This is a genomic window from Halorubrum trapanicum (genome assembly GCF_002355655.1).
In the GTDB taxonomy this organism is placed as follows: domain Archaea; phylum Halobacteriota; class Halobacteria; order Halobacteriales; family Haloferacaceae; genus Halorubrum; species Halorubrum trapanicum_A.
The window spans coordinates 1,858,117-1,876,339 of record NZ_AP017569.1 but is presented as its reverse complement, the minus strand read 5'-3'; the positions used below and the strand labels follow the sequence as shown (position 1 = coordinate 1,876,339).

The following is an 18,223-nucleotide window of genomic DNA, read 5'->3' as shown; positions in this document are numbered from 1 at the left end:
ATTCACGCGGTCGAGCGGCGGCTACCTCGATCGGACCGACGCGCGGCGACCCCAGCGGGGCTCGCGCCGACCGGCCCTACAGGAACTCGCGGACCTCGGAGTACCACATGTCGTGGTGGTCGACGGCGTCGAGCGCGTCCGCCACGTCGACCGCGATCGCGTGCCAGCAGCGGTCGTCGGGGTCGTCCGCGTCGAGGTTGTACGTCGCGTCCGCGCAGTTGCACTCGCCCTCTTCGACCACGTACTCGTCCTCGTGGCCGACGACGACGGTGAAGTCGCGGTAGCGCTTCACGCGCCCCTCGCCGACGGCCTCGATGGCGCGCTGGCCGCGGTCGCCGTGGGCCTCGACGATGGCCGCCGCGATCGGGCCGGTCAGCTCCCCGGCCTCCTCGATCGCCGACCGCCAGTCGTCGACCGGCTCCATGCCCGCCCGTTCTCGGGCGTTCGGTTAAACAGCGTCGGTCGGATCGGGGCGGGCCGGCGCGGGCCGCGCCGGACGGAATCGGAACGCTCGACGCGTGGTTTCAAGCCGCTCGCCCGCCTCCGTCCGCCATGGACGAGACGTGCCAGCACCTGTCGTATCGCGAGGAGGGAGACGGGAAGTCGTTCGACACGGCCCGCGCGTTCTGTACCGTGACGGAGTCGTTCGTCCAGCCCATGCGCGCGGACGTCTGTAACGCGCGGTACGACCTCGACCCCGCGGCAGACTGCGAGTTCTACGTGGATCCCGAGTCCGAGGCGGCGGAGGACGAGGACGCCGACCGCGGGGGCGACGGGGCGGAATGACGTACGACGACTACATCGACGGGAAGCCGGCGGTCATCACCGCGGCGCTCACGGGCGGCGTCCACGGGAAGGAGGCGCACCCGGACCTCCCGGAGACGCCCGCGGAGATCGCGGCGGCCGCGGCGGCCTGCGAGGAGGCGGGCGCGAGCGTGCTCCACCTCCACGCGCGCCGCGACAACGGGGAGCGCGCCTTCTCGACGGAGCGGTTTCAGGAGATCGCCGACGCGGTCCGCGAGGCGACCGACGACGCGGTCCTCCAGCACTCGACGGGCGGGACGGCGGCGCCGGACGCCCTCCGGCACGAGCCGCTCCGGACCGACCCCGCCCCCGAGATGGCGTCGCTCGACATGGGGCCGCTCAACCGCTACGACCGGCTCACCTCGGAGAACACCCGAGAGCTGGTGTCGTCGCTCCACGCGGAGATGAAAGAGCGGGGTATCAAGCCCGAGCTGGAGGTGTTCAACGACGGCCACCTCAACGAGTCGCTGGCGATACTCGACGAGCTCGACGACCCGCCGTACCTCAACTTCCTGTTCGGCGGTGGGACCACGTCGCCGCCGCATCCCCGGAACCTCGTTAATCGAGTCGAGGCGCTCCCCGAGGGCGTCGAGTTCAACGTGATCGGATTCGGCCCGCATCAGCTTCCCATGACGACCCAGTCGCTGCTGCTCGGGGGGCACGTCCGGGTCGGCTTAGAGGACAACCGGTACTACGAGAAGGGCGAGCTGGCGACGAACGAGCAGCTCGTGGCGCGGGCGGCGCGGATCGCCGAGGAGCTGGGGCGGCCCGTGGCGACGCCCGATCAGACGCGGAAGCTACTGGGGCTACGCGGTCGGTAACCTGAGTGCGCGACGCGAGCCTCGACAGCGAGACGATATTTAAGAGGTGCGAGAGGCGGCGACGACTACTTATAAATGAACGACGCGGTGGCGCGCCTGCGAGCGGCCGGAGCGAAGCGGAGGCCGCGAGCCAGCCCGCGAGGGACGCGGTGAGCGCTCGGAGAGCGCGAACCGCGAGGCTGGGGAGGTGAGAGGTGCGGTGCCGTGCGGGGCGGGGTGGGACTCAAAGGGGCAGGCGCGAAGCGGCCGCAGACGACGCAAGCACCGCAGCGAGCAGCGCAAGCGAGGAGCGCAGCGAGTGTGCGGCCGCTTCGCGGCTGGGGCTTTGGCGGTCCCCGCCGTCGGCCTAGTAACGGCTATTTATAAGCGAGCGGCTGGAGCTTTGGCGGTACTCACCGTCGATCCGCCAGCGGCTATTTATAAACAATAGCTTCCGTTGAAATTCCATTTTCAGATGTGTTTTCGACTGAAACGGCCGGTCGATGAGGGTGCCAATCAGTCACGTCGCAATTTCTTAATGTTCTAGGCCTGAAGAGGCGGATCGTGTATGGTTCCCGTTGACACGCGAACCCTCCTACTGGGCGAGGATCGAAAACAAGCGAGACGGTGGAGTATCGGTGCTGGAATACTCTTCGTTGCGTCGCTCTGCTACTTCGCGGCGGTGAGAATAGTAGGCTTTCCTCAGATCCATTTGCTGCTGTGGTGGCAGGGGTACGCCGTTCTGCTCACGATCTTCGTCGCGGTCCAAGCGTACTCCAACGGAGGGCTCGGGGTGAGTTGGTTGCTCGTGTTCGCCGGGGTCGCCGGCGTCATCCTGAACTACGGTGGTATCGGACTGAGCGGAGCCAAACCTGGGCTGCTGTGGCTCGTCAGATACGCCATCGTCGGAAGCGCAGTTGCCGCGGCGATCGTGGGGACGCTCGGCTTTACCATCGGAACCGCGGTCCGACGAATTGCTGGATAGGCTCTCTGTACACAATACTCTACGTTTGAAACTGCCGGGGTTGCGCGACTGAATTAGCCGCAAAAGCGCTCGCTTCCTGATCGGTAGCGGGAGTACGTGTAGTACGTCGTGAGTGAGGCCGTTTATAAAGAGGATCGCGGTGTTGCTGTCGCCCGTTTATAAGTGATTGACTGCTGGGATGATGATCTCCAAAGCCCCAGTCGCGACGGCTCGCGCGCCTTGCTGTGCTCCTCAGTCGCTCGTTTCACTCGCTCCCTGCGGTGCTTACTGCGGCGTGCTTCGCCCTCGCGACTGCCCCTTTGAGTCCCTCCCCCGCACCGCTCAGCACCACCGGAAGACGGTCCTGCTCGCTCACTCCGTTCGCTGCGCGGGCTGCGACTTCCGTACTCCCGCTCGCTCCCTCCGGTCGCTCACGGGACCGCAGCCTCACACCTCCCCAGCCTCGCCGCTCGCTCCGCTCGCGGCGTCCCTCGCGGGCTGGCTCGCGGCCGCCGATGGCGGCCGCTCGCAGGCGCGCCACCGCACCGCGGTGTTCTTTTATAAGCGATCATCGCCATCTCTCATCGCGTTTTAAATATACTCCCGCCACCGCCGATCTACGATACTCACTCCCGAAATCGCCCGTCGATACGTCTGTACTGACCGGCAGAGAGCTACGTATGTCACTCACTGTGGATTTCAGCGAAGCCAAGTGAAAAGCTAAGCCTCAGAACGTCTCACCGTAACGCTGTCCACTATTTATAAACAGCCACGTCCGGAGAACTCCGACCTCACTCCAGCACGATCAGCACGTCGCCCATGTCGACGCTGTCGCCCTCGCCGACGTGGACGCTCGCGACGGTGCCGCCGCGCTCGGCGACCACGTCGTTCTCCATCTTCATCGCCTCGAGGACGCAGACCACGTCGCCGGCGGCGACCTCGTCGCCCTCGTCGACGTCGACCGAGAGGATCGTCCCCTGCATCTCCGCGTCGATCGACTCGCCGCCCTCCGCGACGTCGACGCCGCCGTCGTCCCCGCCGTCGTCCGGCTTCGCCTGCGGGGGGCGCTGCTGGCCGCCACCGCCCCCGCCGGCGCCGCCTTCCGGGACCGGAATCGCGGGCGCGCCGCGCTCCTCCAGCTCCACGTCGAAGCGCTTCCCGTTCACCTCGACGGTGAACTCGCGCTCGGTGACCTCCTCGTCGTCGTCTTCGCCCGCGGACGCCGACTCGGTCCCCCACTTCTCCTGCGCCTCGGCGACCAGCTCGCGGTCGAGCTCCTCGTCGAGGTACTTCGTGGTGTGCGTCCCGTCGACGAACCGCTCGTCGTCGAGCATGAGCCGGTGGAACGGGACGATGGTGACGACGCCCTCCAGGTCGTACTCCGCGAGCGCGCGCTTCGAGCGCGCGAGACACTCCTCGCGGTCCGGGGCCCAGACTATCAGCTTCGCGATCATCGAGTCGTAGTCGGTGACGAGCTCGTCGCCCTGCCGGAGCGCGTCGTCGACGCGCACGCCGATCCCGCCCGGCGGGTCGTACGTCTCCAGCGACCCCTCGTTGGCGGGCTGGAACTCGTTCGCGGCGTTCTCGGCGTTGATCCGGAACTCGATCGCGTGGCCCTCCAGCTCGACGTCGTCCTGCGAGACGGAGAGCCCCTCGCCGCTCGCGACCCGGAGCTGTTCCTTGACGATGTCGATCCCCGTCAGCTCCTCCGTGACGGTGTGTTCGACCTGGATCCGCGTGTTGACTTCGAGGAAGTAGAACGGCGTCTCCGGGCCGAGCGGCTCCGACGGGTCGCGGTCGGGGTCCTCCTCGACGAGGAACTCGACCGTCCCGGCGTTGGAGTAGTCGGCGGCGGCGACGCCCCGGCGAGCGGCCTCCCCGATCTCCTCGCGCAACTCGTCGGAGAGCGCGGGAGAGGGCCCCTCCTCGATCACCTTCTGGTGGCGGCGCTGGAGCGAGCAGTCGCGCTCGCCGAGGTGGACCACGTCGCTCTCGGTCACCGAGGCGTCCCCGTCGCCGCTCCCGCCGTCGGACCCCGCGGCCGCCGGGTCGTCCGCGACGATCTGGACCTCGACGTGGCGGGGGGTCTGGAGGTAGCGCTCGAGGTACACCGAGTCGTTCGAGAAGTACGCCTCGCCCTCGCGCTTCGCGGATTCGAGCGCCTCCTCGGCCTCGTCGGCGCTCTCGACGACCTTCATCCCGCGGCCGCCGCCGCCGCCCTCGGCCTTGATCGCGACCGGGTAGCCGTGCTCGTCGCCGAACTCCGTGACGGCCTCGACGTCGGTGACGGGCTCGGTCGTCCCGGGGACGATCGGCACGTCGGCGTCGTCCATCACGCGTCGCGCGTGCGTCTTCTCGCCGAGCCGCTCCATCGCGTCGCTCGACGGGCCGACCCACGTGATCCCCTCGGCGGCCTCGACGCGGGCCGCGAAGTCGGCGTTCTCCGCGAGGAAGCCGTACCCGGGGTGGATCGCGTCGGCGCCGGCCGACCGCGCCGCCTCGACGACCGCCTCGCCGTCGAGGTAGGAGTCGGCCGCGCGGGCGGGCCCGACGTTGTACGCCTCGTCCGCGTACCGGACGTGGCCGCCGTGCTTGTCGGCGTCGCTGTACACGGCGACGGTGTCGACGCCCAGCTCCGCACAGGCGCGCATCACCCGGACCGCGATCTCGCCGCGGTTCGCCACGAGAACCTTATCGAACATTCCTGTCGGTTCTTCCACCAACTGCTACCAAACTCTGTCGGTCCGTGCCGAGACGAGTGAACTACTCCATCCTACTCGCTTACCGCTGACGCGGTTCGCTCCTTGAGGGTGGGGCTTCCTGTTTCCACGACGCGCTTTGCAGACACCGAAGTGGTGTCCGTAGGGAGCGCAGTCTCCACAGGCGGTGATTCGGAGTGTCCCACTCCTACTTTGTCGAGTCCGCGAGAAAGAATGTTCCACGACGCATTCGCGTCTCTGTCCGCCACAAACCCACATGATGGGCACGAATGCTCACGCACCCACAGCGGTTTGTCCGTCTCTGTCCCGCATGACGCGCATTCTTTCGTCGTTCCACGGGGGTCTACGGCAACGAAGTGCGTCCCCTCACGCTCACATTTGTATTCGAGCATTCGCAGGAACGTTCCCCACGAGGCCCCGGCACGGTTCCGAGAGTTGCCCGGTAGTTCGATTAGTCCCTTCGCGTCCAAGTCCTCGACGGCCACCAAGTCGTACTCTCGGGCGTAGTAGTTCGACAATTTGTGGAGGAAATCTCGACGCTTGCGTTTCAGGTCGGCGTGGCGTCGAGCGACCATCTCGCGCTGATCTTCCCAATTATTAGAGCCGCGTTCCTTCCGCGAGAGGTTGCGTTGAGCGCGTTCCAACCGCTCACGCTCGTCGGAGAAGTCTGGCGACTCGACAGCAGTGCCGTCCGTGTCGTGAGCGTACTTGACAATACCTACGTCAATACCCACCACATCCCTAGGATTCTCCGGTTTCTCTGACGTAGCTTCGTCCACGTCGATACCGAACGTGGCGTACCACTCGCCCGTGGGCTCTTGTTTGACCGTGACCTGCTTAATGGTCGCGTTCTCGGGGATGTCTCGGTGGAGGTGAATCGGGATCTCGCCGATTTTGCTCAACCGCAAGACAGGCCGACCACTCGTATTCTTGAGTTCGAAGCCGGACTGGTTGTAGGTGAGCGACCGATACTCCTGAGGCGGTTTCCACTTGAGCATCCCCACGGCGCGTCCGTTCTCCTTCTGCGCACGGAGCGTAGAGAGGTTGTCGTAGACACGCTTGACGACCATTTGGAGGACTTTCGAGTGAACGTCATTCAGGTCATCCCACCACGATTTGAGGTCGGGGAGTTGTCCCTGTACCTTGTAACGTGCTGGAATCTCGTCTGTCTCGTTGAGTTTGTAGAGGACGTGGTTGTAGAGTTGCCTACAAGTATCGACGTGGTGTAGAAGCGTCTCGGTAAGGGCTTCCGGTGGGTTAAGTCGATACTTGTAGCCGTAGTACATCTATGACTCTCGTTCCTCGATGAGTTCGTCCAGTTTCTCTTGGACGAATGAGGAGAGGCTCAGGTGATTGTCCTGAATCCACTCCTCTTGATCGTCACGGATGGAAATGGTCTTTCGCGTTGCCATATCATAACTTACGTAATTTACATACAAGTAGTTTGCGGGGGTGAGGGCTGCGGGCCAGTCGTCGCGGAGTGTTTGTGAGACGATAACAGCGTGAACGAATCATTTTGCGATTCGTTAACACTCTAGAGATCTCCAATTTCTGGAGACGCTGTATTCCCTCTATACTACGCGACTCGGTCTTCGGCCTGCGTTGTTCGTTGAGAAAGCGGGCTTAGCGCCTGAAAACAATTAAAAGGACTGCGGACGCCACGATGAGGTATGCTCGACGCGGGAAACCCCTACGTGCTGCCGTCGGTGTTGGTCGGCGCCGCCGTCTACCTCGGCCTCACGGTCGCGACCGACGCGTCGCTTCCGGTCCGGGTCGGCGCGCTCCTCGTCTTCGTGGGCGTCGTCCCAGTCGTCCTCAACCGACTGCTCGGCGACCGGAGCGGACCGAGTGACCCCGGCGACGGTGACGAGTCGGCCGCCGCGACTGCGAGGGAGGACGCCGGCGACGACGGGACGCGCTGAGCGACCGCGGGAGTGACTACCACAGTTATATATGTCAGCGGACGTATCTCCGGACGCGCCCTGAGGCGGATCGGGGTCGACGGCGCGACGGTTCGACGCCGCGCTGTCGGGGGAATGTACGCGGCCGGGCGCCCCCGCGTCCGGCGACGCCGTTCGACGTGTCGACTACCCGATCAGCGACGCTGCTCGTGACCGAGTCGGCAGAATCAGCGCGGCGCGCCCGCGGCTCAGAACCGGTCGCTGCGACCGACCGCTGTCCACGGGTCCGGAGGCGCGTCGGCGGGGACGCGCACCCGACGGCGGTGGAGCCGATCGATCCGACCGGCGAGCCCCCAGCGGTCCTCGTCGCGCCCCTCGTCTCCGTCGCTCGCGGCGGCCGCGGCAGCGAGTTCGCCGTCTCGGACGTGCGCCGCGACCGCGGCGGCGATGGCGGCCGCCTCGTCGTCGCCGGCGTCGTCCGGGATCGAGAGGCCGGCGAGCGCGGGGGTCGCCCCGTCGGTGGGCACAGCGGTCCCCCCGTCGGCGGGCGCGTCCGTGTCGGCGGAGTCGTCCTCTGCGGCCATCAGATCGGGATGTTGCCGTGCTTCTTCGCGGGCTGGTCCGTGCTCTTCCCCTTCAGCATCTTCAGGTCCTCGACGAGGCGGGCGCGCGTCTCGGTCGGCTCGATGACGTCGTCGACGAAGCCGCGGTCCGCGGCGGTGTAGGGGTTCGCGAACTCCTCGCGGTACTCGTCGATGAGCTCCTGTCTGCGCGCGTCGGGGTCGTCGGCCTCGGACAGCTCCTCGCGGTAGAGGACGTTGACCGCGCCCTTCGGTCCCATCACTGCGATTTCCGAGGTGGGCCACGCGTAGTTGACGTCGCCGCCGATGTGCTTCGAGGACATCACGCAGTAGGCCCCGCCGTACGCCTTCCGGGTGATGACGGTCAGGAGAGGTACCGTCGCCTCCGAGAAGGCGTACAGCAGCTTCGCGCCGTGGCGGATGATCCCGTTGTGCTCCTGGTCGGTGCCGGGCATGAAGCCGGGCACGTCCTCGAAGGTGAGGATGGGGATGTTGAACGCGTCGCAGAAGCGGACGAACCGCGCGCCCTTCTGGCTCGCCTCGATGTCGAGCGTGCCGGCGTTCACGCGGGGGTTGTTCGCGACGACGCCGATCGAGTGGCCGTCGAGCCGGGCGAAGCCGACGACGATGTTCTTCGCGAAGTTCTCGTGCACCTCGAAGAAGGAGCCCTCGTCGACGACGCTGCCGATCACGTCCTTCATGTCGTACGGCTTCCGGGGGGCGTCGGGGACGATCGACTCCAGCTCCTCGTCGGCGCGCTCGGGGTCGTCCCACGGCTCGACGCGCGGCGGGTCCTCCACGTTGTTCGCCGGGAGGTACGAGAGCAGCCGCGCGATGTCGTCGAGCGCCTCCTCCTCGCTCTCCTCGGCGAAGTGCGCGACGCCGGAGGTCGAGGAGTGGGTGACCGCGCCGCCGAGCTCCTCGAAGCTCACCTCCTCGCCGGTGACCGTCTCGACCACGTCCGGCCCGGTGATGAACATGTGCGAGGTGTCTTTCACCATGAACGTGAAGTCCGTGATGGCGGGCGAGTACACCGCGCCGCCGGCGCACGGCCCCATGATCGCCGAGATCTGCGGGATGACGCCGGACGCCTCCGTGTTGCGCCGGAAGATCTCCGCGAAGCCGCCGAGCGAGGCGACCCCCTCCTGGATCCGGGCGCCGGCGGAGTCGTTGAGGCCGACGACGGGCGCGCCCACGTCCATCGCCTTGTCCATCACCTTGCACACCTTCTCGGCGAACACCTCGCCGAGCGACCCGCCGAAGACGGTGAAGTCGTGCGCGAACACGAACGTCTTCCGGCCGTTCACCTCGCCGTAGCCGGTCACCACGCCGTCGCCCGGGATCTGCTTCTCCTCCATCCCGAACGTGTGGTTGCGGTGGGTCCGGAACCGGTCGAACTCGTGGAAGGTCCCGTCGTCGAGGAAGTAGTCGATCCGCTCGCGGGCGGTCATCTTCCCCTTGTCGTGTTGCGACTGGATCCGTTCCTCGCCCCCGCCCTTTGCCGCGCGCTCGCGGCGCTCGCGGAGGTCCTCGATGCGGTCGTCCATCGTCACGCCGGACCACCCTGAGTCATTACCTCGTCGGTCGGACAGCGGCGTCAAAAGGGTTCCCCTATCCGACGTTTTCGGCTTCGACGCGCGTCGAACCGCAGCGGCGGTGGCGACGACGAACCGAACCCCGGAGCCGACGGCGAACCGACGGGACCCCGCTCGCCCCCGCGACCGCCGCGGAGCGGCCCTGTCGCCGGTTCACACGGGGAGGGGCGGTTCGACGCTTTTAAACCTCCGATGGACCTCTCTCCGATGAGACAGGCTTCGCCTGTTTCACTGACCCGTAGGAGCGACCTGCGTACTACGGAGGTGAAAATGGCAGACACAATACAAGAGGCCGTAACTCTCGCACTCGACGATGCGCCCGAGCGGAACTTCCGCGAGACCGTGGACATCGCGATCAACCTGCGAGACCTCGACCTCAACGATCCGTCGAACCGTATCGACGAGTCCGTCGTGCTGCCGGCTGGAACGGGGCAGGAGACACAGATCGTCGTCTTCGCGGAGGGCGAAACCGCCGTCCGCGCAGAGGAGGTCGCTGACGAAGTGCTCGACAGCGACGACCTCGAAGAGTTAGGAGACGACGACGACCGCGCTAAGGACCTGGCCGACGATACCGACTTCTTCGTCGCCGAGGCCAACCTGATGCAGGACATCGGCCGGTACCTCGGTACCGTCCTCGGTCCGCGCGGGAAGATGCCTACCCCACTACAGCCGGACGACGACATCGTCGAGACCGTCAACCGGATGAAGAACACGGTGCAGCTCCGGTCGCGCGACCGGCGCACGTTCCACACCCGCGTCGGCGCCGAGGACATGGGCGCCGACGCGATCTCGGACAACATCGACGTCATCGTCCGGCGGCTCGAAGCGAACCTCGAGAAGGGCCCGCTCAACATCGACGGGATCTACGTGAAGACCACGATGGGTCCCGCGAAGGAGGTGCCCGTATGAGCTCGGTCCGCAAGACCGAGACGATCCCGGAGTGGAAGCGCGAGGAGGTCGACGAGCTCGTCGAGTTCATCGACTCCTACCAGTCCGTCGGGATCGTCGGCGTGGCCGGCATTCCGAGCCGGCAGCTCCAGGCCATGCGCCGGGAGCTCCACGGCTCGGCCGCCGTCCGCATGAGCCGCAACACGCTCACGAACCGAGCGCTCGAGGAGGTCGACGACGGCGTCGAGCAGCTGACGGAGTACGTCAGCGGCCAGGTGGCGCTCGTCGGCACCAACGACAACCCGTTCGGCCTCTTCAAGCAGCTCGAAGCCTCGAAGACCCCCGCCCCCATTAACGCGGGCGAGGTGGCCCCCAACGACATCGTGATCCCCGAGGGCGACACCGGCGTCGACCCGGGACCGTTCGTCGGCGAGCTCCAGACCGTGGGCGCGTCCGCCCGCATCATGGACGGCTCGATCAAGGTGACCGAGGACTCGACCGTGCTGGAGGAGGGCGAGGTCGTCGACGACGACCTCGCGAACGTCCTCGTCGAGCTCGGCATCGAGCCCAAGGAGGTCGGCTTGGACCTGCGCGCCGTCTACTCCGAAGGCGTCCTCTTCGAGCCGGACGAGCTCGAACTCGACGTCGACGAGTACGAGGCGGACATTCGGTCCGCCGCGGCCGCCGCGCGTAACCTCTCCGTCAACGCCGCGTACCCGACGGCCGCCACCGCCGGCGCCCTCCTCGCGAAGGCGTCCGGCGAGGCGAAGTCCGTCGGCCTGTTCGCGGAGATCGAGAGCCCGGACGTCGTGCCCGACCTGATCGGAAAGGCCGACGCCCAGCTGCGCGCGCTCGCGACCCAGATCGACGACGAGGAGGCGCTCCCCGAGGAGCTCCAGGGCGTCGAGGCCGCGCCGGCACCGGAGCCGGCGGCCGACGACGCCGACGAGGAGGAGGAACAGGCGGACGAAGACACGGAAGACGCCGAGGCGGCCGACACCGACGACGACGCCGACGACGACGGCGACGACGGCGGCGAGGGACTCGGCGCGATGTTCGGATAACACGAGGTACACACCAATGGAATACGTTTACGCTGCGCTCATCCTGAACGAGACTGGCGAAGAGATCAACGAAGACAACGTCACCGGCGTGCTGGAAGCCGCCGGCGTCGACGTCGAGGAGTCCCGCGTCAAGGCGCTCGTCGCCGCGCTGGAGGACGTCGACATCGAGGAGGCCATCGAGACGGCCGCCGCGGCCCCGGCCGCCGGCGCGTCGGCGGGCGGCTCCGCGGACGCCGAGGCAGCCGACGAGGCGGACGACGACGACGATGACGACGACGAGGCCGAGGCCGCCGACGAGGCGGACGACGACGACGAGGAAGAGGGCGACGGCGGCGAAGGGCTCGGCGAGCTCTTCGGCTGAGCCGGCGCACGACTCCCCGGCGCCAACCGCGTCGACCGACCACGAATTTTTCGCGACGCGTCAGTATCCGGAGTGATAACGCCGTCAGCGATTTTATATACCGATCGCGGAAACGGGCAGGCGATGAAGATCGTCGACGGCGACAAGGCGGAGTGCGACCGGTGCGAGTCGGTGTTCCCGCTCGCGGACGTCTCCCTGCTGGAGAAGGAGACCAACCGCGACTACGAGCGGGTGCTGTGCGGCGAGTGTCTGAAGATCGTCGGCGTGCCGCGCGGATACACCCTACGGCGGGACATCACGCACCTGGCGACGTGAGCGACCGGCGGGCGGAGCGCCCATCGAAGTCCTTTTTTAGCGGCGACGGGAAGCCGCACTCATGGAAATCGACGCGGAGCTCCGTCGGCAGATCGCGGTCTCGCTGGCGGCGGCCGCGGTGTTCATCGTCGGGCTGGTCGCCATCGGGGTCACCTTCGGCGGGTCGACGGTCCTCCCGGAGGCGGGAGCGATCGCGCTCGTCGCGCTGTTGGCCGGGTTCGTCCTGCTCATGGCCGGCGTCGGGACGTACCTGATGCGCGCGAAAGGCGAGTCGTAGCCCGTCGGGCGGTCGCAGCTTCTTTCTCTCTCGTCGCGGTCACGCCTCGCTCTGCTCGTCCCCTTCCCGTCCGTCCCGCCAGTCGGTTACGTCGTCGGCGGCGGCCACCCGCTTCTCGTAGTACGAGAGGGGGTCGGCCGCGACCTGCATGTGGTCGTCCTCGTTGTGGCAGATCCCGTAGTTCGCGAGCGTCTCGCAGGTCGGCGGGGGGTACTGGGTGCCGCGGTCGTCGGTCAGGTACTCGGTCTGGTAGCGGATCCCCTCGGCGTCGAGGCTCGTGTCCGCGCAGAAGGCGACGACCTCGTCGGGCGTCATGCCGATGCCGACGAGGAACGCCATCAGCGCGAACGACTCCGCCGCGGAGAGCGCGGCGTCGCGCTCGGCCTTCTCGATCAGGTTCGTCATACAGGGCGGGAACAGCGCGGGGGCGACGACGTCCGGCGGCTCGGCGTACGTCCGCTCGGAGAGCAGCCGCCGCAGGTCGGCGACGCGCGACTCTAACGCCGCGGCGATCTCCTCGTCGGCGCCCAGCTCGAAGGGGAGCCCCTCGGCGACCCGCGCCTCGACGGCGGCCTCCAGCGCCGCGAGCAGCTCCTCGCGGGAGACGCGCACCGCGCCGTCGGCGAGCGCGCGGTTGACGAGCCGCCACGAGTTCCCCCACTCGGGCGAGGTGAGCCGGAGGTACGGGCCGACGTCGATCCGGTAGTGGTCGGGGTCGCGGCCGGAACCGGTCCCGGTCGGGCCACCCCCGCTCGCGCCGCTCGCCGTTCCGCCGCGGACGCCGGCCGGCGCGGTCGCGTCCGGGCGCACGGCGTCCGCGAGGTCGAACTCGGCGAGCAGGTCGTCGAGCGAGACCGTCGCGGCCGACACCGACCGCAGCTCGTCGTCGGCTTCGAGGTCGCGGCGGACCCGCTCCATGGCGGTCGTCGCCTCCGCGGCGGCGTACTTCTCGATGGCGGGCTCCGAGTCGAGCAGCGAGACGAGGATCCGCGCGATGGGGTACGAGAGCAGCTCCGCCTGCGTGTCGGACGCCGACTCGCCGGGGAACTCGCCGCTCTCGGCGGCGACGGTCCCTTCGAGGAGGGCGCGCTCGACGCGCTCGCGGGCGCGGTCGACGGCCGGCGCGTCGGCCGCGACGAGCTCCGGCAGCGACACCGCGGCCTCGGCGACCGCCTCGCGGGCGCTCGCGAAGAACGGGTACTTGGCGTCGAGCGCGTCCATGTCGGCCCGAGGTAGTGAGGGCCGGCGAATAAGCGGTGCGGTCCGCGGGCGGTCGGGCCGGCAGGGGAGGGGAGCCGACCGGCGACGGCTACTCGTCGGTCTCCTCGACGGCCGCGCCCGGCGCGTTCGACTTGACGCTTCGGAGCCCCTGTTTCGCCTTCTGCTTCGAGGCGTACCCCTGTCCGCCGTCGGCGATGACGTTGCCGTTGTCGTGGCGGAGCCGCCAGCGGTACTCGTCGGCGCTGTCGCGGAACAGCTCGAACGTCGCGTCGCTGCCTCCCTCGTCGGGCGCTTCCTCGTCGCGAGAGGCGTCGACGACGTGCGCGCCCGGCGCGTTCCGCTGGACGCTCTCGATCCCCGAGCGGGCGTCGCGCTTGTCGGCGTACCCCTCGCCGCCGTCGGCGACGATGTTGCCGTTGTCGTGGCGGAGCCGCCAGCGGTACTCGTCGGCGCTGTCGCGGAACAGCTCGAACGTCGCCTTGCTCGCGCTCGCCTCCTCGTCGATTGCGGCCGCCTCGTCCGGCCACTCCATCTCGATCTCGAAGTGGACCGTCCCGTCCTCGCGCTCGAGTTCGACCTCGACGTCGCCGGTCGCCGCCGCGTCGACGGTCACCGTGCCGTCCTCGTCGACCGGCACCGGTTCGCCGCGGCCGAGCGCGCGGGCGATCCGGCGGAGGTACGTGGCCAGCCCCTGTCGGGTCCGCGACCGACTCGACTCGTGGATTGTCTCTTCTGGCATCAGGGAACGGTCTCGCGCGTGAAACAAAAGGGTACGCCCGAACACGGGCGTCTCGGGTGCCACCCCGGTTGTTCGGCGTCCGACGGTCACGCCGCGGGGGCCGACCCGCCCGGTCGCTCCGCGACGATCGTCTCGCCCGCGCGCACGCTGTCCCCCTCGGCCACCAGCAGGTCCTCGCGGGTCACGTCCGCGGGCAACACCACGTCGGCGCGGGAGCCGAACGAGACGTGGCCGACGCGGTCGCCGCGCTCGACGCGGTCGCCGGCCTCGACGGACGGGTGGATCCGCCGGGCGAACCAGCCCGCGATGACGAGCAGCTCGTACTCGCCGAAGTCGATCGCGACCTGCTCGTTGCGGTCCGACTCCTTGTCGAACGCCGGGCGGTTCGCGCCGGGGCGGTGGCGCACCTCGCGGACCTCGCCGGCGAGCGGCGCGCGGTTGACGTGGACGTCGGTGACGTTCATGAACACGCCGACGCGGAGCCGCGAGCCCTCCTCGCGCACCACGGAGACGGTGCCGTCGGCCGGGGCAACGACCGCCTCGTCGCCCGTCGGCGGGTCGCGCTCCGGGTCGCGGTGGAACCAGAGGACCCCGAGCGCGAGCGCGACGAGCGCGGCGCCGACCGGCGGGAGGAACGGCAGCGCGACGGCGCCCGCGAGCGCCGGGACGAGCGCGAGGTCCCACGCCGCGTCGACGACCGGGAACGGGAGGAGCCGCGAGAGCGGCGGCGCTCGGCTCACGGGGCCGCCTCCGCGTCCCGCAGCTCGGGCGAGAGCTCGGTCCGGCCGGCCGCCCACGCCGCGAGCAGGTGGACGAGGTGGGTCGTGTCGTCGAGCCCGTCCGACATGTCGAGGTCGGCCTCGCCCGCGAGCGCGTGGAGCCGGGCGAGGTCGTCGCCGCCGTACTCGGAGCCGGCGCGGGCGACGCGGAGCGTCTCGCGAAGCAGTTCCCCGCCGTCGTACCCCTCGTCGAGGAGGTCGTCGAGCGTCGAGCGCGCGTCCTTCAGGTCGCCGCTTCGGGCGTCGGCGAGCGCCTCGCGGAGCGCGTCGTCGTCGCCGACCTCGCCCAGCGCCTCGTAGGCGGTCGACATGGTGATCTCGCCGCCCTCGACCGCGGTCGCCTGCGCCGAGAGGATCGCCTCGCGGAGGTCGCCGCCGGCCGCGCTGGCGACGAACTCCAGCCCGTCGCCGTCGTAGTCGACGCCCTCGCGGTCGCAGATCGCTTCGAGGACGTCGATCGTCTCGTCGGTCGTCGGCGAGCGCACGCGGACCGGGAAGCAGCGCGACCGGATCGGGGCGATGAGCTTCGACGGCTGGCGGGTCGCGATCACGAACTGGGTGGTCCGGTGGTGCTTCTCCATCACGCGGCGCAGCGCCTGCTGGAAGTCCTCTCGGATCGCCTCCGCGTTGTCCAACAGGATCGTCTTGTACTCGCCGGACATCGGCGCGTACGACGCCGACTCCTTCAGCACGCGGTTTATCATGTCGCGTTTCGCCATCGAACTCCGCCCGGCGAGGAAGCCCTCGAACCGCGGGTCGGTCCGGATCTCCTTTTTCGTCCGGCCGAAGAAGTCAGCGACGTTGATCTCGATCAGGTCGGCGTCCGGGTCGGCGTGCGACGCGTCGGCGAGCGCGCGCGCCGCGGCCGTCTTCCCGACGCCCGGCGGCCCCTGGACGACGAGGTTCATCGGCTCGTCGACGGCCCGACGCAGGCGGTCGCGGGCCTCGTCCTGCCGGATCTCGTCGAGGTCGGGCGCGTGCGTGTCTGTCCACAGCGGTCCGTCCATGCCGTGTAGGTCGGGTCCGCGCGCTCAAGAATCGGTCGGTCGCGGCGCCGTCCGCCTACCGCCGTCGCGCGCGCTCGACGGCGCGGCCCCACAGGTACGCGGTCACGAGGAGGCCGTACGCGAGGACGAACGTCCCGAACAGCGGACCGGCGCGCGAGACGGTGAACAGCGCCCCGCCGACGCCGACGGCGACGACGAGCGCGGTGAAGCCGAGGGTCCACCCGAAGAAGTAGGCGGCGTGGCCGGCGACCGGTCTGAGGGCGGCCGCGGAGAAGGCCCGGCGAAGCGACCCCTCCCGACCGTAGGTGATCAGCGAGACGGGGACGAGGTACGTGCCGAGGACGCCGAGGAAGAGGACGGCCGTCGAGCCGGCGAGGATGCGGCCGACCGGCGCGTTCGAGCCGGGGTCGAGCGTGACGACGCCGTAGAGCGTCACGAGGAGGGCCGCGAACGGGATTCCGAGGAAGACCAGACAGACGGCCGTCCCGCCCAGCGACCGGCGGGCGAGCGTCCGGCCGTCGGAGAGGAAGAGGGGCATCGAGTCTCCCCGTTCGCTGGCGGTCAGCACGCGCACGAGGTAGCCGACGACCGGCAGCGCCGGGAGGACCGGGACGACGACGGACAGCGCGAACAGCAGCCAGACGGCGAGAAGGGGCCGCTCCCGGGCGTCGCCGGCGATGGGGTACGTGACGGCGGCGATCGAGGGGCGCATGCGTACGCCAATCCGCCGGACGGTAGTATGCCCGTCGGTCCGTCGCCGTTCGACCGAGAGTAAAGAATTCCGATTACGGCCGGGGGTGACGGGCAGACGGGTCCTTCAGAAATAGTTCTAAAAGAATGAGTAAGTATATATGGGAATCATCCATTGTACATCGTGAAGTACCATGACAGACCAAGACAACCGGCTATCGCGGCGACACTTCGTCGGAGCGACGGGGGCAGCGACGCTCGCAGGGCTCGCTGGCTGTTCCGGCGGCGGTGACGGCGGGGACGGAAGCGACGGCGGAAGCGGGAACACGCTCGAAGTTCTTCACGCCTGGACCGGCGGCGACGGCGCGCGCGCGGCAGAGGCGCTCGTCACCGCCTTCGACGAGGCGCACCCGGACATCGAACACGAGTTCAACCCGATCGGCGGCGGCGGCAACCAGAACCTCGACGCCGTCGTTGCGAACCGCCTCCAGAACGGCAACCCGCCGAGCTCGTTCGCCAACTGGCCCGGCCCGAACCTCCAGCGGTACGAGGGCGTGCTGGGCGAGGTCGGCGACGTGTGGGAGTCCGAGGGCTTCGCTGACGTGATGGTGGACGAGGCGGTCGACCTCCACCAGTACAACGGCGCGTATCGCGCGGTTCCGCTCGGCTCGCACCGGCTGAACTGCCTGTTCTACAACACGTCTGTCGTCGAGGAGGCGGGGGTCGACCCCGACTCGCTGACGAGCGTGTCCGCGCTCATCGACGCGCTGGACACGGTCCAGACCGAGACGGACAAGACCCCGATGACCCACGGCGCGAGCGGTACCTGGACGACGACCCAGCTGTTCGCCTCGACGATGCTCGGGCAGGAAGGGTACGACGCGTACATGAGCTTCCTCGACGGGAACCCGGACGAGGCGGCCGTCCGCGCGACCTTCGAGTCGCTCGGCGAGATCCTCGAGAACTACATCAACGAGGACGCCGCATCGATCGGGCTCACGGAGTCCAACCAGAACATCATCGAGGGCAACGCGGCGTTCATCCACCAGGGCAACTGGGCCGCCGGTGCGTACCGGAACGCCGAGGACTTCAACTACGACGAGGACTGGGGCTTCAAGACGTACCCCGGCTCGGAGGGCATGTACATGCTCCACTTCGACTCGTTCCTCTACCCGTCGAACAACCCGAGTCCGGAGGCGAGCAAGACGTTCCTCTCGTTCGTCGGGAGCAAGGAGGCGCAGATCGCGTTCAACCAGTATAAGGGCTCGATCCCCACGCGGACCGACGTCGACATGAGCGAGTTCGGCCCGTACCTCCAGGAGACGCAGCAGGACTTCGCGGAGGCCGACGAGCGGCCGCCGAACCTCCAGCACGGGCTGGGCGTCCCCTCGGAGACCATGACGGCGCTGAACGAAGTGATCTCCAGCGAGTTCTCCCGACCGTACAACGTCGACGCCGCGACGCAAGGCTTCGTCGACGCGGTCTCCAACTGACTCCGGTCCTCGATGCGACCGGAT

The 18,223-nt window shown here is 68.4% G+C and carries 20 protein-coding genes; 10 read left to right on the top strand and 10 right to left on the bottom strand.

The window, feature by feature from the left end; all coding sequences use genetic code 11:
- Positions 1-76: 76 nt before the first annotated feature.
- Positions 77-424 carry a hypothetical protein gene (locus CPZ01_RS09045; RefSeq protein WP_096394418.1) on the bottom strand — a complete coding sequence of 116 codons (348 nt, stop codon included), beginning with the start codon at positions 422-424 and terminating at the stop codon, positions 77-79.
- Positions 425-552: 128 nt separating this feature from the next.
- Between CPZ01_RS09045 and CPZ01_RS09040 the strand changes: the two genes are divergently transcribed.
- From CPZ01_RS09040 to CPZ01_RS09030, 3 genes are all read left to right on the top strand, one after another.
- A complete protein-coding gene (locus CPZ01_RS09040; RefSeq protein ID WP_096394417.1) occupies positions 553-786 on the top strand; it encodes a hypothetical protein in 234 nt (77 codons plus the stop codon).
- Entirely contained in the window at positions 783-1,625 is an 843-nt protein-coding gene (locus CPZ01_RS09035) for a beta-keto acid cleavage family enzyme (protein WP_096394416.1), read from the top strand. Before CPZ01_RS09040 ends, CPZ01_RS09035 begins: the two co-directional genes overlap by 4 nt.
- Before the next feature lie 547 nt (positions 1,626-2,172).
- Entirely contained in the window at positions 2,173-2,589 is a 417-nt protein-coding gene (locus CPZ01_RS09030; protein ID WP_096394415.1) for a hypothetical protein, read from the top strand.
- 770 nt (positions 2,590-3,359) lie between these two features.
- On the opposite strand, the gene CPZ01_RS09025 is transcribed toward CPZ01_RS09030, so the two are convergent.
- Together CPZ01_RS09025 and CPZ01_RS09020 are read right to left on the bottom strand one after the other, a co-directional pair.
- Positions 3,360-5,270: an ATP-binding protein gene (locus tag CPZ01_RS09025; protein ID WP_096394414.1), complete on the bottom strand. Its 1,911-nt coding sequence runs from the start codon at positions 5,268-5,270 to the stop codon at positions 3,360-3,362.
- A 71-nt stretch (positions 5,271-5,341) separates the two neighbouring features.
- Positions 5,342-6,574, bottom strand: coding sequence for an RNA-guided endonuclease InsQ/TnpB family protein (locus tag CPZ01_RS09020; protein ID WP_096394413.1), 1,233 nt, complete (start codon positions 6,572-6,574; stop codon positions 5,342-5,344).
- Positions 6,575-6,958: 384 nt separating this feature from the next.
- Between CPZ01_RS09020 and CPZ01_RS09015 the strand changes: the two genes are divergently transcribed.
- Entirely contained in the window at positions 6,959-7,210 is a 252-nt protein-coding gene (locus CPZ01_RS09015) for a hypothetical protein (RefSeq protein ID WP_096394412.1), read from the top strand.
- Positions 7,211-7,437: 227 nt separating this feature from the next.
- Here CPZ01_RS09015 and CPZ01_RS09010 read toward each other — a convergent pair whose 3' ends face one another.
- Both CPZ01_RS09010 and CPZ01_RS09005 read right to left on the bottom strand, forming a co-directional pair.
- Positions 7,438-7,773: a hypothetical protein gene (locus CPZ01_RS09010; RefSeq protein ID WP_231899163.1), complete on the bottom strand. Its 336-nt coding sequence runs from the start codon at positions 7,771-7,773 to the stop codon at positions 7,438-7,440.
- The gene (locus CPZ01_RS09005; RefSeq protein WP_096394411.1) at positions 7,773-9,317 is read right to left on the bottom strand and encodes an acyl-CoA carboxylase subunit beta; all 1,545 of its coding nucleotides are present in this window, start codon (positions 9,315-9,317) and stop codon (positions 7,773-7,775) included. Before CPZ01_RS09005 ends, CPZ01_RS09010 begins: the two co-directional genes overlap by 1 nt.
- 318 nt (positions 9,318-9,635) lie before the next feature.
- On the opposite strand from CPZ01_RS09005, the gene CPZ01_RS09000 reads away from it, so the two are divergent.
- From CPZ01_RS09000 to CPZ01_RS08980, 5 genes are all read left to right on the top strand, one after another.
- Positions 9,636-10,274, top strand: a complete 639-nt coding sequence (locus tag CPZ01_RS09000) for a 50S ribosomal protein L1 (protein ID WP_096394410.1) — start codon at positions 9,636-9,638, stop codon at positions 10,272-10,274.
- Positions 10,271-11,317 carry a 50S ribosomal protein L10 gene (locus tag CPZ01_RS08995; protein ID WP_096394409.1) on the top strand — a complete coding sequence of 349 codons (1,047 nt, stop codon included), beginning with the start codon at positions 10,271-10,273 and terminating at the stop codon, positions 11,315-11,317. Before CPZ01_RS09000 ends, CPZ01_RS08995 begins: the two co-directional genes overlap by 4 nt.
- Before the next feature lie 16 nt (positions 11,318-11,333).
- Entirely contained in the window at positions 11,334-11,678 is a 345-nt protein-coding gene (gene rpl12p, locus CPZ01_RS08990) for a 50S ribosomal protein P1 (protein ID WP_096394408.1), read from the top strand.
- Positions 11,679-11,801: 123 nt separating this feature from the next.
- A complete protein-coding gene (locus CPZ01_RS08985) occupies positions 11,802-11,993 on the top strand; it encodes a hypothetical protein (protein WP_096394407.1) in 192 nt (63 codons plus the stop codon).
- 61 nt (positions 11,994-12,054) lie between these two features.
- A complete protein-coding gene (locus tag CPZ01_RS08980) occupies positions 12,055-12,270 on the top strand; it encodes a DUF7472 family protein (protein ID WP_096394406.1) in 216 nt (71 codons plus the stop codon).
- A gap of 39 nt (positions 12,271-12,309) precedes the next feature.
- On the opposite strand, the gene CPZ01_RS08975 is transcribed toward CPZ01_RS08980, so the two are convergent.
- The 5 genes from CPZ01_RS08975 to CPZ01_RS08955 all read right to left on the bottom strand — a co-directional run bounded on the left by CPZ01_RS08975 (position 12,310) and on the right by CPZ01_RS08955 (position 16,728).
- On the bottom strand, positions 12,310-13,491 hold the full coding sequence (locus CPZ01_RS08975) for a DNA primase (protein ID WP_096394405.1): 1,182 nt from the start codon (positions 13,489-13,491) through the stop codon (positions 12,310-12,312).
- 88 nt (positions 13,492-13,579) lie between these two features.
- Positions 13,580-14,230 carry an HVO_2922 family protein gene (locus CPZ01_RS08970; protein ID WP_096394404.1) on the bottom strand — a complete coding sequence of 217 codons (651 nt, stop codon included), beginning with the start codon at positions 14,228-14,230 and terminating at the stop codon, positions 13,580-13,582.
- Positions 14,231-14,316: 86 nt separating this feature from the next.
- A complete protein-coding gene (locus tag CPZ01_RS08965; protein ID WP_096394403.1) occupies positions 14,317-14,970 on the bottom strand; it encodes a protein sorting system archaetidylserine decarboxylase in 654 nt (217 codons plus the stop codon).
- Positions 14,967-16,016, bottom strand: coding sequence for an AAA family ATPase (locus CPZ01_RS08960; RefSeq protein WP_096394402.1), 1,050 nt, complete (start codon positions 16,014-16,016; stop codon positions 14,967-14,969). The genes CPZ01_RS08965 and CPZ01_RS08960 overlap by 4 nt, the downstream gene beginning before the upstream one ends.
- Positions 16,017-16,071: 55 nt before the next feature.
- The gene (locus CPZ01_RS08955; RefSeq protein ID WP_096394401.1) at positions 16,072-16,728 is read right to left on the bottom strand and encodes a DUF4013 domain-containing protein; all 657 of its coding nucleotides are present in this window, start codon (positions 16,726-16,728) and stop codon (positions 16,072-16,074) included.
- 172 nt (positions 16,729-16,900) lie between these two features.
- Here CPZ01_RS08955 and CPZ01_RS08950 point away from each other — a divergent pair, with 172 nt between their 5' ends.
- Positions 16,901-18,199 carry an ABC transporter substrate-binding protein gene (locus CPZ01_RS08950; protein ID WP_096394400.1) on the top strand — a complete coding sequence of 433 codons (1,299 nt, stop codon included), beginning with the start codon at positions 16,901-16,903 and terminating at the stop codon, positions 18,197-18,199.
- Positions 18,200-18,223: the final 24 nt, after the last annotated feature.

Bases quoted from the DNA above. Each gene is read 5' to 3' on its own strand.
- CPZ01_RS09045 (WP_096394418.1), bottom strand. From the start codon at position 424: ATGGAGCCGGTCGACGACTGGCGGTCGGCGATCGAGGAGGCCGGGGAG.
- CPZ01_RS09040 (WP_096394417.1), top strand. From the start codon at position 553: ATGGACGAGACGTGCCAGCACCTGTCGTATCGCGAGGAGGGAGACGGG.
- CPZ01_RS09035 (WP_096394416.1), top strand. From the start codon at position 783: ATGACGTACGACGACTACATCGACGGGAAGCCGGCGGTCATCACCGCG.
- CPZ01_RS09030 (WP_096394415.1), top strand. From the start codon at position 2,173: ATGGTTCCCGTTGACACGCGAACCCTCCTACTGGGCGAGGATCGAAAA.
- CPZ01_RS09025 (WP_096394414.1), bottom strand. From the start codon at position 5,270: ATGTTCGATAAGGTTCTCGTGGCGAACCGCGGCGAGATCGCGGTCCGG.
- CPZ01_RS09020 (WP_096394413.1), bottom strand. From the start codon at position 6,574: ATGTACTACGGCTACAAGTATCGACTTAACCCACCGGAAGCCCTTACC.
- CPZ01_RS09015 (WP_096394412.1), top strand. From the start codon at position 6,959: ATGCTCGACGCGGGAAACCCCTACGTGCTGCCGTCGGTGTTGGTCGGC.
- CPZ01_RS09010 (WP_231899163.1), bottom strand. From the start codon at position 7,773: ATGGCCGCAGAGGACGACTCCGCCGACACGGACGCGCCCGCCGACGGG.
- CPZ01_RS09005 (WP_096394411.1), bottom strand. From the start codon at position 9,317: ATGGACGACCGCATCGAGGACCTCCGCGAGCGCCGCGAGCGCGCGGCA.
- CPZ01_RS09000 (WP_096394410.1), top strand. From the start codon at position 9,636: ATGGCAGACACAATACAAGAGGCCGTAACTCTCGCACTCGACGATGCG.
- CPZ01_RS08995 (WP_096394409.1), top strand. From the start codon at position 10,271: ATGAGCTCGGTCCGCAAGACCGAGACGATCCCGGAGTGGAAGCGCGAG.
- rpl12p (WP_096394408.1), top strand. From the start codon at position 11,334: ATGGAATACGTTTACGCTGCGCTCATCCTGAACGAGACTGGCGAAGAG.
- CPZ01_RS08985 (WP_096394407.1), top strand. From the start codon at position 11,802: ATGAAGATCGTCGACGGCGACAAGGCGGAGTGCGACCGGTGCGAGTCG.
- CPZ01_RS08980 (WP_096394406.1), top strand. From the start codon at position 12,055: ATGGAAATCGACGCGGAGCTCCGTCGGCAGATCGCGGTCTCGCTGGCG.
- CPZ01_RS08975 (WP_096394405.1), bottom strand. From the start codon at position 13,491: ATGGACGCGCTCGACGCCAAGTACCCGTTCTTCGCGAGCGCCCGCGAG.
- CPZ01_RS08970 (WP_096394404.1), bottom strand. From the start codon at position 14,230: ATGCCAGAAGAGACAATCCACGAGTCGAGTCGGTCGCGGACCCGACAG.
- CPZ01_RS08960 (WP_096394402.1), bottom strand. From the start codon at position 16,016: ATGGACGGACCGCTGTGGACAGACACGCACGCGCCCGACCTCGACGAG.
- CPZ01_RS08955 (WP_096394401.1), bottom strand. From the start codon at position 16,728: ATGCGCCCCTCGATCGCCGCCGTCACGTACCCCATCGCCGGCGACGCC.
- CPZ01_RS08950 (WP_096394400.1), top strand. From the start codon at position 16,901: ATGACAGACCAAGACAACCGGCTATCGCGGCGACACTTCGTCGGAGCG.